We start from the raw sequence: 14,138 nt of genomic DNA on the forward strand, positions 1-14,138 counted from the left end.
GGTCACCATCAACTGGACCGAGCGTAGCCTGGGCACCGATGCCCAGGCCCAGAGTTACACCCTGCAGGCGAGGATTGACCAGTGAGAAAGGTGTCAATAAGCAGGCAGCGCGGGCTGTCTCTGATCGAGTTCATGATTGCCGGCCTGATCGGGCTGATCCTTACCGTGGGTCTGGTGCAGATCTTCGTCAGCAACCGGCAGGCCTTTGATACCACGGCAGCCAGTGCCAACGTTCAGGAGACCGCGCGTATCGGCACCGAAATCATCAGCAAAGCGGTGAGGAATGCCGATTACTGGGGCTGTGTTGATAACGCCAATGTTTTCAACAATCTCGACGACACTGGTGCAGGCTACGATGCGGACATTCTGGGTTTTGGCTCGGGATTGGAGGGTGCAGACAATAATGCGGATGGCACCGATGCCATTGTTGACGGTACGGACAGTATCACGGTGCGCGGAACCCGCGGCTCTGCTGGTATCACGATTGACTCACCGATGCCAACGTCCTCTGCGAACCTGGATGTCACCAGCGCCAGCCTCATCAGTGAGGGGGATATTGTTGTCCTGACCAACTGCCAGGGCGGTGATATTTTTCAGGTAACCAAGTTGCCACCGGGCGGCGATAAGATCCAGCACAATGGCGGTAACAGCGTATCGCCAGGAAACGGTAAGAACGCCAGTGGGTGTGGGACCGCCAATTGCCTTTCGCAGATTTACGACGTGGGGGCTTCGGTCCTGCTGCCCTACACCGAAACCTATTTTGTTGGCACCGGCGCCAGTGGCGGTCCGGCGCTATTCATGCGGACTGGCGTGTTGTCGGGGGCATCCGTGGGCGGCGTCCAAACCGTTGAGCTGATCGACGGTGTCGAGAACATGCAGATCCTGTATGGCGAGGACACCAATGGCGACGGTGCCGCCAACGCCTATCGCACCGCCGCGGCTGTGGCGGACATGGAGGATGTGGTTTCGGTCCGGGTCAGTCTCCTGATCCGCTCGTCGCAAGAGCGGGTTCTTGACAGCGCTCAGGCGCTTACCTTCAACGGCACGGCAGTCGACGGCAGCGACCTGCGCCTGCGTCGTGTGTACACACTGACCTCTACGATCAGAAACAGGATGTAAGTGATGATTCTGATGAAACGCGGCTTGAGTTCGCTTCAGCGGGGGGCAGCATTGCTGACCAGCCTGCTGATCCTACTGGTGTTGTCGCTGCTGGCGGTGGCATCCATGCAAAACGTGTCCCTGCAGGAGCGCATGGTATCGGCTGTCCGGGACGGTCAGATCGCGCTGGAGGCGGCGGAGTTTGCCGCCCGGGAAGCCGAGCTGGTACTGGATAACAACACCGTTACTCTCGGTAATTTTGGTGTGCAGACAGGCCTCTATGAAAAAGCCACCGCGCCCAACATCTATGCCGACGCCACCTGGGCGCCGGGCAGTGGCAGTGCGTCCATCGCTGCCACCGGCTTCCCCACCTCGGAGCTGGCGGTGGCGCCCCGCTACCTGATTGAGCATGTGGGTCAGGTAACCAATGAAGAACAGATTAACGATATGGCCGTGGGCAACTACGGTGGCGCGGGTGCTGCTGGACCGCCAGAGGGTTTCCGGATTGTGGCCTGGAGCTCAGGGCGCACCGGCCAGACCCGTCGGATCATCGAAGTTTATTACGGTAAGGGCTCCTAACCCTTTCACGCTCGGGAGTTGAGTGTATGAATACTCTATTTAAGCGCGTTTTTCACGGCATGATCGGGCTAGGTCTCACCTTGCCAGCCGCAGGTTTTGCCACTCCGGTTGTTCCCGCGGATGAGCCGCTGTTTCTGGCCGGTACCGTAAAACACAACGTTATGCTGGCGATCGATGATTCGGGCAGCATGGATTTTGAGACACTGTTCAGTGTCAATGACGGCGCATTGTGGCTGGGCGAGGACGGTGCGTTTACAAAGCTCGATGGCAGGCTTAATGATGCGGGCGAGTCGGGTGTCATTGCCCAGAGTAGTGGCGGTAAGTACACCTATATCTTACCCAATGGACGCAACGGCACCTATGATGGTCGCAAGATTCTGACCGGCCATTACGCTGTGCCCCCTATCAAGCCCTTCGCCTTTGCCCGCAGTGGGGCCTTCAATAAGTCCTATTACGACCCGAGCGTCCAGTATGATCCCTGGCCGTCCTACGGTGGTATTTCATTCAGCAACAGTGACCCCTCATCGGCGCCCCTCGATCCGCGACGCTCGAGCCAGCCCAACCTGAATCTTCTCGCTGATATAAGCACGGCAGGAAAGGCTGGGTGGGGCTTTGAGATCAACGACGCCGACATGCCCTGCACGGACGCCGGTGGACCCTGTGGTTCCACCGGCACCAAGGACTATACGTATTACCCGGCGCACTACTACGTAATCCAGAACACGGGTCAATATACCTATACGCCGGCTTCGGGTTCGGCAACCTTCAGCAGCGCGGCCTCCGTTCTGCTTGAAGCGGAGTCACCGGCGTTGCGCCAGGGTGCCTGGGAGGTGGCGTCAGGATCATCTACTATCCGTTCCCAGACGTTGATCGACTCAGCATCAGCCAATGACTACATTGGTGTAACTAACGTTGCAGCGGCGTTGGATGCCCCGCCGGCGGCCAGTGCGGGCCAGTTGGACTTCACGTTTTCGCCCAAAGTTACCGGTGAACACACCATATGGTTGCGTCGGCGCATGCCGAATGGCAGTGCTGACTCCCTCTGGCTCAACCTGGTTGGATTCCCGTCTACTGCTTTGACGGTGGTTACCCCCAACAACACGGATTGGGTGAATGTTTCGGGCGAGGACTGGAACAAATGGTGGCAAAATCATTTTCTGTCAGACGCCTGGGTTTGGGAGCCATGGGCCAAAGTTAATTTTGCCCAGGCCGGGGTGAGCGAAACCCTCAGAATTCGCTACCGTGAGCCTGACGTCTATATCGACCAGATACTGATCACCTCGGAAAGCGGCATACCTGCAGGTGCCGTTTCGCTGAGTTCAACAACAGCCTCCAGCGTGACCCGGAGTTGTGCCACAGATGTGGACCCCGCCTACTACCGTCAGTTCATGGCAGGCACCGCCCAGTTCAGCGGGGTGGATGCGATCGCACCCACCGGTGAGTGTTTGAAGCGTGTGGATATCAAGTCCAGTCAGTCCAGCTATAGCTACGTGGACGAAGATGGGGTCACACAGACCCGGACCTTCGCTGAAGAGAGCACCAACTTTGCCAACTGGTTTACCTACTACCGTCGCCGTCACCAGGCGATCCGGGGTGGTCTGGCCAGTGCCTTCCAGGGTATTGGTGGCATCCAGACCGGTCTGTTCTGGATCAACAATCGTCGCGATGTGTCCATGTACGATATGGACGACCCGGCTGATGTCACGGCGTTTCTGACAGAACAGTACAATTATGTCAGTAGTGGCGGCACGCCCAACCGCGAAGCGCTCAATCACGCGGCGCTGCAGCTCAAGCGCACAGATTCGGCGGCGCCAATTACCCAAGAGTGCCAAAAGAACTTCTCGCTTCTGTTTACCGATGGCTTCTCCAATAACAGTGACCTCAGTGGCATTGCCAACGAGGATGGCTCGGCGGGGGCGCCTTACCAGGACAGCTATAGCGACACCCTGGGAGATATCGCTTATAAATATTACACCGAGAACCTTAGGCCAGACCTCACTACAGGCAAGGTACGGGTGCCGGCGGGTTGTAACGTCGCAACCCCGGACCCCAGCCTCGACTGCAATACCAATCTCCATATGAACACCTATACCGCCGGCCTGGGTGCCGAGGGGCAGATCTACGGTGTCACCCACAATACGGTGGCGGATGCCTACGCCAATCCACCCACCTGGCCGGATACCGGTCTGCGGGACAAGCGGATGATCGATGATCTCTACCACGCTGCCGTGAATGGCCGGGGTGACATGTTCAATGCGCGGACCCCAGCGGAACTGCGGAGAGAGCTTTCCGCCGCTCTCCGAGACATTATTGCGTCCATCGGTAATGCTTCGAGTGTTTCGTTCAACACCGGAACCCTCAACTCCGACAGCCTTGTCTACAGCGCGTCTTTTAACTCCACCGCCTGGAGCGGCAACCTTGCCGCAAGGGCCCTGGATCCGGATACCGGCGCTGTAGCCTCGGTTCCGGCCTGGTCGGCTGCCTCCCGTCTTGATGCACAGGCACCCAATAGCCGCGTCATTCTGACCTATTCGAACACCAGCGGCGACGGTGTGCCCTTCCGTTGGGACACCTCGGTTCTCGATGCCGGCCAGATCGCTGACCTGAGCAAGTCGCCGACTGGTACAGCGGACACGAGGGGACCCCAGCGTCTGGCCTATCTGCGCGGTAGTCGTACTGGCGAGGGCCAGGAGTTCCGCAACCGGGCCAGTGTTCTTGGTGACATTGTTCACTCGACACCACTTTTCGTTGGTGATCCCCGTCTGAGTTGGCCGGACTCCGGCGTTTTCGGTGTCGACACTGACCGCTACTCGAACTTCAAGAACAATACCGCCCGTGGCCGTATGCCGGTCATCTATGTGGGTGCCAACGACGGCATGCTGCACGGATTCAACGCGAAAGAGGCCACCGTTGATGGGGGTGGTCAGGAAGTGCTTGCGTACGTGCCGCGGTCCGTATACTCCACCAATGCCGACGCTGGCCTGAATTACCTGACACGACCGGATTATGGCCACAAATATTACGTGGACCTGACGCCTCAGGCCGTTGACGTCTATACCAAAGCGGCGCCCACCGGCACTGAGGCATGGCGCACGGTGCTCATTGGCGGCCTGAGAAATGGCGGTGTTGGCTTCTTCGCGCTGGATGTGACCGATCCCAGTGCTTTCTCCGAGGCCAACGCAGCCGACCTGGTACTCTGGGAGTTCAATGAAACCGCGGACGCCAGACTCAATTACGTCCTGAGCGAGCCGACCGTGGGCATGATGCCCAATGGCCGCTGGGCCATGGTGCTGGGTAATGGCCTGGCGAATGGCGCCACTGCCGCAGACAACAAGACCGGTGTCTTTATTGTCTACATGGACGGCGGTCTTGATGGCACCTGGACCGAGGGCTCGGATTACCAGTTTATCGAACTGGGCGATACCGGTGGCCTGTCCGCTGTGCAGCCTCTGGACACCAACGGCGATTCCATCATTGACCGGTTGTACGGTGGTGACCAGACCGGAAAGATGTGGGTTATCGATGTCAGTGATGCCAACTCTTCCAAATGGACGTCAGCCTACAAGGATGGTAATGGCGCCAACGCTTTGCCGGTACCGCTTTTCACCGCGACGGACAGCGTCGGCAATCCGCAGCCAATTTCGACCCGGCCACTCGTTGTTCGCAATGTCGAGTCGCCGGTTGGTACTGAGGGTGCGAATGGCGAGGATTACCTCGTCTACTTTGGGACCGGGCGTTACTTTACGGACGGAGATGCCAGTAACACGGCAGCTCAGACCTTCTACGGAGTCTGGGATAGAGGCGACAGTCGCCGGGTGAGGGCGGATCTGGTCGCCCAGACGATCACCGAGGTCAACAATACCTTCAAGCGGTTGCGGACCAGCAGCAGCAACGCCATTGACTGGAGCAATGCCAGTGGTAACGGCCGAGACTATGGCTGGTACATGGATCTGCCTGAAACCGGCGAGCGTGTGCTGAATGCGCCCCAGTTGCGCGGCGAGATTGTCTTCTTCGAGACTTTCACGCCCTCGCAGTCTGCTTGCGCTGGTGGCGGCTCGTCGTGGCTGATGTCAGTGGATCTGGATGGTTCCAACCCTGACCAACCAGTGTTTGACACCAACAATGACGGCGTTATCGATGGTAATGATGGGCTCTACATCGGTGAAAAGAGCGACGATCAGGGAACCGGCGGTACCGCCTTCCTCGACGAGTTCCAGTACCTGAACAAGAATGACGAGCCCGAGCAGCGCGAGATCGATGTGGGCGAATCTGGTCAGCGTACCGGTCGCCTCGGTTGGCAGGAACTGTTAGCCCCATAAGGAGGTTGGCCCCATCGGTCCAGAAATCGGTGGGGCCAACGCCGAATCCCGACAATACGAACAGCAGTGGAGAGGTTCTCTTGAGCAGAATTGGTTCGAACAAAGGCTTTACGCTACTGGAACTGATGATCGTCGTGGCCATTCTAGGCATCATTGCCGCGATCGCCATTCCCAGTTACCAGCAGTATGTCCAGAACGCCAGAGCAACGGATGCTCAGGGGGCGTTGATGTCGCTGGCCAGCCGCCTGGAACGTTTTCATACCCAGAACTCGACATACGCTGGCGCCACCCTTGGCTCAGCGGCCACGGATATATTTCCTGCTGAGGCGCCACTTGAGGGCACGCCCAAGTTTTATGACCTTGTGATTGTTGCTGCTTCCACCACGGCCAACAGTTACCGCATTGAGGCCCGGCCCAAAAATGGCCAGGGCGGCAACACCTTCGTGCTGCTTTCTACCGGGCAACGAATCGGCTGGGACTGATTGCGTTCTTTACAGCCCTCTGGCTGTTCAGGAGCAGGTGATGTTCCGGCCATCTGCTCCTTCCACGATGCCATCCCCATTCCGGTCCCTGGCCTGCTGCAAACGACCTCCCATGTTGATTCGCAACTGGACGGCTTGACGGACATCGCCGTCGTCCGGACACCAGATCAGGTTGCCGATGGCCGAGCGTGCCATTCCGGTACCACGAAAACCGAAATATCGCCGATTGGCGGAGTTGGCGATGACGATGCCGGCCGCAGGTGCCTGTACATGCCGAATGATCTGATCCTGGGAGACAAGTCGGCGCAGCCGTCCAGGGTCCCGAAACACGGTCACTGGGCGTGACCAGTCCTTGATACAGCGGGCGTTTTCATCCAGTGGACAGAGTGTGACCGGTACCTTCTCCTGGATCGATGTGTTTCTTGCGACGGAAAACGCGCCGACCAGTGCCGCGACGACCGTCCGGCGCTCGTTTGCTTCGACCATTGCCTGCCCGCTGGGAACGGCCAGGGTCGCTATGATCAAGATCAAGCTCACCACAATGATCATCTCAAGGAGGGTGAATCCCTTCACCCGTTCAACATTGCTCATCCATGAGCCTCCTTTTCTTTAAATCTCGTCGGATCTGACGTTTACAGCGCCAAGTCCCGACCGGAGTCCAAAGTTAGCCTTTTGATCATCGCAGTGGGTTAGGACATTTGCTCTTTTCCACGTAGGTGAGAGCAGTGTTGCTCCTCACTCTGCTGGAAAGTCGACTGGATTTCCCTTTGAGGTTCCCTGGGCCATCATCAAAAGACACCCCATTTGTCAATCATTGCAAATTATTAATTTATGGCATTTTAAGACAATTGAACCCCAATTCATTCATTGTACTGTTGTACCAGAAGCACCAAAAGCGGCCTGATCAGACAGATCCAGGCGGTATCTAGGGGGTGTGCTTCGGCTTGAGACCAACAACAATTACATCGGTCACTGGTGGTGGTATGACGCAAAAGCACGCAGGCTTCACTCTGGTGGAACTCCTCGTCGCAATCATGGTTCTGGCGATTCTCGTCGGCTGGGCCATTCCCTCCTTTTCCAGTCTGCTCGGTGAGAGCCGGCTGGTGGCATCGTCCAATCAGCTTGTTGGTCTGATCAATCATGCCCGGGCGGAAGCGCTTCGCCGGGGCGACCGGGTCTGGGTATCGCCCCTGGCCCGCGACGGGGTCGCGGTCTGGCGCAACGGCGCGCTGATCTGGCAGGACCTGGACGGCAACGGCCTGCAGGGCGATAACGAGCTTATCCGCCAGGTGGCGCTGGATGAGCCGGGGCTGCGAGTGCTCGGCGTGGGTTCTGCGGCCGGCCTGGCTCCCTTCGGTTTCGATGCCGCCGGTTTCGCCGCCGGTGAGCAGTCCTACGCCCTGATTTTTTGTGCCTTCGAGTCGGTGACGCCGGGCCAGCGGCTGCAGATCAGTGGTGGCGGCCAGATCCGTCTGGTCGAACACGACAACTGCGGTTGAGGGCGGAGCCATGCGCTTGCAGCAGGGTGTTTCCATGATCGAGGTTCTGGTGACCGCGGTGGTGTTCTCGGTGGGGCTGCTGGGTGTGGCCAGCCTGCAGATCTATGGCCTGAAAATGAATACCAATGCGGACATCCGTACTCGTGCCACGCTTCTTGCCGGTGACATCGTGGAGCGGATCCGCGCCAATCCCGGTCAGTGGGACCAGTACAATTTCGGTTTCGATGACTGCGCCCAGGCCGCCACCCGTGGCCCGGGCGAGTCGGTAAGCATCGTGGCAACCGATACCCGGCAATGGTGCCGCCGGATGGGCCGGGAGCTGCCCCAGGCCAGCGCCGCTGTTGTGGTTGACCAGGGTGTCACCACAGTGACCATCCGCTGGCTGGAGCGTGAGGGCAGGGCTGTTGGTGAGGATGCCCAGGGCAACGCCAGCGAGCTGGGCAACCATCAGCTGGTGTTCCGGGCGAGGCTGTCCAATGTCTAGCCAGCGCCAGTCGATGGGATACCAGCAGGGTCTCTCGCTGGTGGAGCTGATGATCGCCATGACCCTGGGGCTGATCCTGCTGGCGGGGCTCACCCAGATTTTCGTGTCCAACAAGCAGGCCTTTGTCTTGAGCCAGGCCCAGGCCGCGGTACAGGAGTCAGGCCGGGAGGCGGCCATGCTGCTTGGTCGGGACATCCGCAACGCCGACTACTGGGGCTGCCTGACCCGTAACAGCCGCATCGCCAGCAACCTCAACCCCGTCGCGGCGGACAGTCTGCTCAACTTCGAGCAGGGGCTGCAGATTGCGGCGGACACCGACAGCCAGAACAATGTAATTGATGGCTCCCATGTCATTACCCTGAGGGGTATCGATCCCTCCGCCGCCATGACGGTGGCCAAAATGCCTGCCGCCAATGCCGCCGCGCTGCATCTCACCGACGCCTCCGGTGTCCAGCCGGGGGACCTGCTGCTGGTGTCCGACTGCGAGTCCGCCAATCTGTTCCAGGCCACCAACGTCAACACCAACGTGGTCGTTCACAACCGGGGCAACCGTGTCTCGCCCGGGAACGCCGTCAAGCTCATGCCCCGCAAGTACTCCGACAATGCCCGTGTACTGCGGCCCTCCGTGGTGCGCTATTCCGTGCAGCTGCGGGCTGACGGCGGACGCTCCCTGATGCTTGAACGTCCGCGTCTGCAGGGCAATGGCGGCACTGCCGGATCGGCCGTGGATGCGATAGAGATGGTGACCGGCGTGCGGGACCTTCGTACCCTGATCGGTGTGGACAATGACGGCGATGGCGCCATCGATGCCTGGCAGGACCCACCGGCGGCCAACGCCGTCAACGCCGCCGATCTCCTGGACCGCACCCTGGCGGTGCGCGTCAGCGTGCTGGCCCGCTCCAATGACGACCGGGTGTTGGACGCGCCGGTCACCGTCTGCTTCCCGGGCTGGCTGGACTGCAGCAGTTCTGCCAATGGCCTGGTCACCGCCGATGACCGGGCGCTCTACCGGGTCTACACCTTCGTTGCCAGTCTGCGCAACCGCACCCTGGAGCAGTCGCTGTGATTGGGCCCCGGCGCCAGCAGGGCGCGGCCCTGATCGTCAGCCTGATTCTGCTGCTGGTGCTCAGCCTGCTGGCCACCAGCAGCATGGAAAGGGTCACCCTGCAGGAGCTTATGGTGAATGCCCAGCGCGACGGCGAGGTGGCGCTGGAGCTGACCGAGGAAGTCCTGCGTGAGGCCGAGCGCCGCATCGACGGCGGCCTTCTGACCGAGGCGGATTTCACCGCCAGCGGGCCGCTTTATAGCGCGGGTGCCGCGCCCGCGCCGGAGGACACGGCCAGCTGGAGGGAGGACAACAGCTTCGCCGCCACCGAAACCCAGGCGGCCTGGGCCCAGACCTTCGGCCGGCCAGTGCCCATGCCCCGTTACTACATCGAGCTGGTTGGCGACCTGGCGGGGATGGGGCAGGTCACCGATGTGGTGGTCAGCGGCCGCCACAACATGACCGCCAATGACGTCCGGCCCTCGGGCTTCCGTGTGGTGGCCATGTCCCAGGGATTCACCGGTGATGCCCGTCGCATCGTGGAAGTCTACTACGCGGGTGAGTTATGAATCTGACGAGCGTGATCAAGCGGAGCCTGCTGCCTTCCACCCTGCTGGTGGGATTTGTCATGCCCGTAGCGGCCGCTGACGGCGTGGACCTGGCGCAGACTCCCCTGTTCGTGAGCCCCAAAGCCCAGCATAACCTGCTGTTCATGATGGATGACTCCCGCCATATGGACCTGGAGGTGCTGATGGCGGGGGCGGATTACGGTCGCCTGGACAGTGACGGCATGCTCAACTGGTTGGGGGAACTGGTTGACCAGACTCTGCCCACCGGTAGCAGCGGTCCCCTGGCCGCCCTCAAGACCTCGGTCACGAGCGCCCTGGTAGGCAGTGTCAATTACGGTTACCTGTTCGAAACCGGGGTTTCGGATCCCTACAACGGCCAGCGCCTGAACCGTGACTACGATGTACTGCCGCCACTGGCGCCCTATGCCTTCAGCCGCTCGGCCGCCTACAACCCACAGTTCTACGATCCCGCTGTGGACTACAGACCCTGGCAATCCACCGCCGCGCAGGCCTACCCCGACGCCGAGGTGAGCAACCCCCTGCTGGACCCCAACTACCCCCAGCGGTTTGACGACCCGATCTCCGGCGGCATTCTGTCCAGCCTGCTGACTTTTGGCGGTGAATCCATCGACCGGGTGACGGCTTACCTGCTTTGCAATCTGCTGCGCCTGGACCTGCCTTTCTGCAGCGCCCGGTCATCGCCGTTCACCAGTACCCAGATTGCCCCCTTCGCGGTCTCCGACATCATGGCCTCGGCCCTGGGTGCCGTAGGCGCCGCCAACGCCGTGATTACCGAAACCTCGGCCGGCCTGGTGCCCATCAGCCGCAGCCGCAGGACGCTGCTGGGGCCGGTAACCGACTACCTTACCTGCAACGTGGACGCAGTCAGGTCCGATCTGCTGGGAGTTCTGGACGGTTCGGCCCTGCAGAAGAACTACGTGTGTATTGCCCATAACCCGGCCACGTATTTCGTGCCCGAGGATGAGGGGCGCTTCCGCTTTCTGGTGCCACCGGCGCTGGGTTTCGAGGGCCAGTGCAGTGCGCCGGAGCCCGATCACTTCCGGCGCTACGTCGAACAGTACGGCGTAGGATCCCTGCTGCAGTTCGAGGATGCCGACGGCAACCCGTTCGAAGGCGCCCTGGCCCCGGACGGCCGCTGCCTGCGCAAGGTGGTTCTGGATGGCGGGCAGCAGCGCTTCAGCGGCCCCGGCTACGACCGTGACTATGCCGGTGAGTTGCAGAACTTCGCCAACTGGTTTACTTACCATCGCCGCCGCCACCAGTCCATCCGTGCCGGCCTTGGGGAATCGCTGGCCGGGATTGGAGCGGTGCGGGCCGATGTACTGACGGTCAACGACAGCACCGCCACGGCGGTCATGAAGGAAACCCGGGACCGCGCCAGTGGTGGTGACCTGGACCAATTGCTTTATCAGGTCCATCACGCCTACGACGACGCTCCTGCCAGCAACGAGGCGCCACTGCGGCAGGCCCTCAATCTCCTGGGGACCCAGTACCAGCGCCGTGATGCCGATGCGCCGGTGCAGTACGAATGTCAGCGCAACTATGGCCTGCTCTACACCGACGGCTTTGCCACCGACTACGGCAGCCATCGCTCAGTGGGCAATGCCGACCTGGGCGCCGGTGCGCCCTACGAGAACACGGCCGCGGACAGCCTCGGCGATATCGCCATGCACTATTACCAGACCAACCTGCGCCCGGATCTGCCCACCGGTCAGGTCCGGGTTCCGGGTCAGTGTGGTGATGATTCGGTGGATCCCCGTCTGGACTGCAATTCCAACCTGCACATGAACACCTACGGTGTGCTGCTGGGCAATGGCGGCTCGGTGTATGGCTCCCCGGGCTATGAGACTGTGGCGGAGGCCCACAGGTCACCCCCCACCTGGCCCGACGTGAACACGGAGTCCGACGACATTCTGCGCTACCAGGTGGATGACCTCTACAACGCCACCGTCAACGGCCGTGGCGAGATCCACAACGCCCGACTTCCGAGCGATATCGTGTCCGGCCTCAACCGGGCCCTGGCGGATATTGAGGACCAGGCCGGGGCGGCCGGCGCGGTGACATTCAGCAGCGCCCTGGTGGAGTCGGACACCCTGATATTCAGCGCCGCCTTCAACAGCCATCGTTGGAGCGGCAGCCTTTCCGCTCGCGAACTCAACAGCCGCAATGGCCGGCTGGTACAGGAGGGTGGCTCCTACATCGGCGACCGGCAGTGGGAGGCCGCCGACCTGCTGGACGCCCGTGATCTGGCCAGCTCACCGCGGCAGATTCTGACCTACGACCCCGCCCAGGCGGTCAGCCGACCATTCCGCTGGCAGAGCCTGGCGTCGCACCAGCGAGCCGATCTGGAGGCTTCCGATGCCACCCTGGCCGAGGCCCGGCTGGACTATCTGCGGGGCGACCGCAGTCGCGAGGGCGGCGCCGGCGGCCTGCGACCCCGTGCCAGCCGCCTTGGCGATATCGTCCATTCCTCACCGGTGTTCGTGGCAGAGCCCCGGATGGGCTGGCCGGATCGCGCGCCCTACGGTGATATTGGCGAGCGCTACTCGGATTTCCGGACCAACGAGGCCATCCGCCAGCGGCCGGCGACCGTCTATGTGGGAGCTAACGACGGCATGCTGCACGCCTTCACTGCGGCCACCGGCGAAGAGCTGTTTGCCTACGTACCGGACCTGGTATTCGATACCGCCGCCCAGGCCGGGCTGAGCTACCTCACCGATCCCGCCTACGGCCACCGCTACTACGTGGACCTGACGCCGGCCGTGGCCGATGCCTACATCGACAGCGGCGCCGGGGATGCCTGGCACACGGTGCTGGTCGGCGGCCTGCGGGCCGGCGGTCGCGGTCTATTCGCCCTGGACATCACCGCCCCGGAGGCCATCAGCGAGTTCAGTGCCGACAAGCTGGCGTTGTGGGAATTCCGCCACGAGGATCTGGGCTACGTCACCGAGCCTGTCAACATCATGCTGGCCCGCTGGGGCAGCGGCTACGAGTGGGTGGCGGTGTTCGGCAACGGCTACGGGGCACCGAGCGGGCGCAGCGGCCTGTTCATGCTGCGGCTGGAGGGTGGTATTGATGGCCGCTGGACCGAGGGTACGGATTTCCGCTTTATCGAGACTGCAGCCGCGGGGAGCGGCGCGGTGGCCGGTCTCACCTCGGATGTCCGCCTTATCGATCTGGACGACGACCAGCTGGTGGACCGGGTCTATGCCGGTGACCTCCGCGGTCGCATCTGGAGCTTTACGGCGAATGACAGCGGCCAGTGGGGCAGCGCCTACAGCCGCCGTGAACGGGGCGTGGACTACCCCCAGCCGCTGTTCAGCGCCGCCTCGGGACAGCCTGTTACCGCCGCTCCCATGGTGGTTCGCAATCCTTACACCGAAACCACCGCCGGCAATGCACCGGACCTGCTGGTGCTGTTTGGCACCGGCCAGTACTTCAGCCAGGCCGACGTCAACAACACCGGTCTGCAGTCCTTTTATGGGGTCTGGGATGCCGGCGTGGGCGGACTGGGCCGGGCCGATCTGCTGGCGCGGGATATCAGTGAGCGCTCGGTCAGCGAGGGCCTGATCAGGGACCTGGGGGAGGGCGGTCTGGAATGGGGCAGCAGCGGCGGCCGCCATATGGGCTGGCTGGTGGACTTCGATACCCGGGCCGGTGAACGGGTGGTTCAGGTGCCCCAGGTCCGGGGCAGCACCATTCTGTTCAACACCACCCTGCCGCCCACCAACACCTGCAGTTCCGATGGCGGCAGCTTCCGCATGTTCCTGGACCTGGACGGCACCAACCCCGACAGACCGGTGCTGGACACCAGCCGTGACGGTCGGGTTAACAGCGCCGATCTTCCGGTGGCCGGGCTGTTCTTCGGTCAGGGCCTGCTGTCGCAGTCACAGGTGCTGGGCAAGGTGATGTTCGACAACACCGCCGGCGGCACCGCGCCTGCCGATGCGCTGACCAACGAGAACGTGGTGGACTTTGGTGACCGGACCCTGCGGGGCCGTCTGGGCTGGCGGGAAATTATTGTCCGTTGAGAGGCTGGCCT

10 protein-coding genes are annotated in these 14,138 nt (G+C 61.6%); 9 read left to right on the forward strand and 1 reads right to left on the reverse strand.

All coding sequences use genetic code 11. The annotated features are described in order from the left end of the window. Window positions 1-81: 81 nt before the first annotated feature. The 4 genes from R3280_RS08370 to R3280_RS08385 all read left to right on the forward strand — a co-directional run bounded on the left by R3280_RS08370 (window position 82) and on the right by R3280_RS08385 (window position 6,478). A complete protein-coding gene (locus R3280_RS08370) occupies window positions 82-1,119 on the forward strand; it encodes a PilW family protein (protein WP_318998142.1) in 1,038 nt (345 codons plus the stop codon). A gap of 3 nt (window positions 1,120-1,122) precedes the next feature. Then, window positions 1,123-1,677: a PilX N-terminal domain-containing pilus assembly protein gene (locus tag R3280_RS08375; RefSeq protein WP_318998143.1), complete on the forward strand. Its 555-nt coding sequence runs from the start codon at window positions 1,123-1,125 to the stop codon at window positions 1,675-1,677. A gap of 26 nt (window positions 1,678-1,703) precedes the next feature. Further along, window positions 1,704-5,996: a pilus assembly protein gene (locus R3280_RS08380; protein ID WP_318998144.1), complete on the forward strand. Its 4,293-nt coding sequence runs from the start codon at window positions 1,704-1,706 to the stop codon at window positions 5,994-5,996. Between the two features lie 80 nt (window positions 5,997-6,076). Further along, on the forward strand, window positions 6,077-6,478 hold the full coding sequence (locus tag R3280_RS08385) for a type IV pilin protein (protein ID WP_318998145.1): 402 nt from the start codon (window positions 6,077-6,079) through the stop codon (window positions 6,476-6,478). A 27-nt stretch (window positions 6,479-6,505) separates the two neighbouring features. Here the strand turns inward: R3280_RS08385 and R3280_RS08390 are convergent, their stop codons facing one another. Continuing rightward, a complete protein-coding gene (locus R3280_RS08390) occupies window positions 6,506-7,069 on the reverse strand; it encodes a GspH/FimT family pseudopilin (protein WP_318998146.1) in 564 nt (187 codons plus the stop codon). A 392-nt stretch (window positions 7,070-7,461) separates the two neighbouring features. On the opposite strand from R3280_RS08390, the gene R3280_RS08395 reads away from it, so the two are divergent. Genes R3280_RS08395 through R3280_RS08415 form a run of 5 tightly spaced genes read left to right on the forward strand, consistent with a single transcriptional unit; the run spans window position 7,462 to window position 14,127 of the window. After that, window positions 7,462-7,977, forward strand: a complete 516-nt coding sequence (locus R3280_RS08395) for a GspH/FimT family pseudopilin (RefSeq protein WP_318998147.1) — start codon at window positions 7,462-7,464, stop codon at window positions 7,975-7,977. 10 nt (window positions 7,978-7,987) lie between these two features. Beyond that, window positions 7,988-8,461 (forward strand): type IV pilus modification protein PilV, encoded by a 474-nt coding sequence (gene pilV / locus R3280_RS08400; protein WP_318998148.1) that lies wholly within the window; start codon window positions 7,988-7,990, stop codon window positions 8,459-8,461. Beyond that, on the forward strand, window positions 8,454-9,527 hold the full coding sequence (locus R3280_RS08405) for a PilW family protein (protein ID WP_318998149.1): 1,074 nt from the start codon (window positions 8,454-8,456) through the stop codon (window positions 9,525-9,527). The genes pilV and R3280_RS08405 overlap by 8 nt, the downstream gene beginning before the upstream one ends. Further along, window positions 9,524-10,075: a PilX N-terminal domain-containing pilus assembly protein gene (locus R3280_RS08410; protein WP_318998150.1), complete on the forward strand. Its 552-nt coding sequence runs from the start codon at window positions 9,524-9,526 to the stop codon at window positions 10,073-10,075. The genes R3280_RS08405 and R3280_RS08410 overlap by 4 nt, the downstream gene beginning before the upstream one ends. Next, on the forward strand, window positions 10,072-14,127 hold the full coding sequence (locus R3280_RS08415) for a pilus assembly protein (protein ID WP_318998151.1): 4,056 nt from the start codon (window positions 10,072-10,074) through the stop codon (window positions 14,125-14,127). The genes R3280_RS08410 and R3280_RS08415 overlap by 4 nt, the downstream gene beginning before the upstream one ends. Window positions 14,128-14,138: the final 11 nt, after the last annotated feature.

This window comes from Marinobacter sp., assembly GCF_033722195.1.
Taxonomy (GTDB): domain Bacteria; phylum Pseudomonadota; class Gammaproteobacteria; order Pseudomonadales; family Oleiphilaceae; genus Marinobacter.

Coding starts and splice junctions, on each gene's coding strand:
- R3280_RS08390 (WP_318998146.1), bottom strand. CDS start 7,069: ATGAGCAATGTTGAACGGGTGAAGGGATTCACCCTCCTTGAGATGATC.
- R3280_RS08380 (WP_318998144.1), top strand. CDS start 1,704: ATGAATACTCTATTTAAGCGCGTTTTTCACGGCATGATCGGGCTAGGT.
- pilV (WP_318998148.1), top strand. CDS start 7,988: ATGCGCTTGCAGCAGGGTGTTTCCATGATCGAGGTTCTGGTGACCGCG.
- R3280_RS08375 (WP_318998143.1), top strand. CDS start 1,123: ATGATTCTGATGAAACGCGGCTTGAGTTCGCTTCAGCGGGGGGCAGCA.
- R3280_RS08415 (WP_318998151.1), top strand. CDS start 10,072: ATGAATCTGACGAGCGTGATCAAGCGGAGCCTGCTGCCTTCCACCCTG.
- R3280_RS08395 (WP_318998147.1), top strand. CDS start 7,462: ATGACGCAAAAGCACGCAGGCTTCACTCTGGTGGAACTCCTCGTCGCA.
- R3280_RS08405 (WP_318998149.1), top strand. CDS start 8,454: ATGTCTAGCCAGCGCCAGTCGATGGGATACCAGCAGGGTCTCTCGCTG.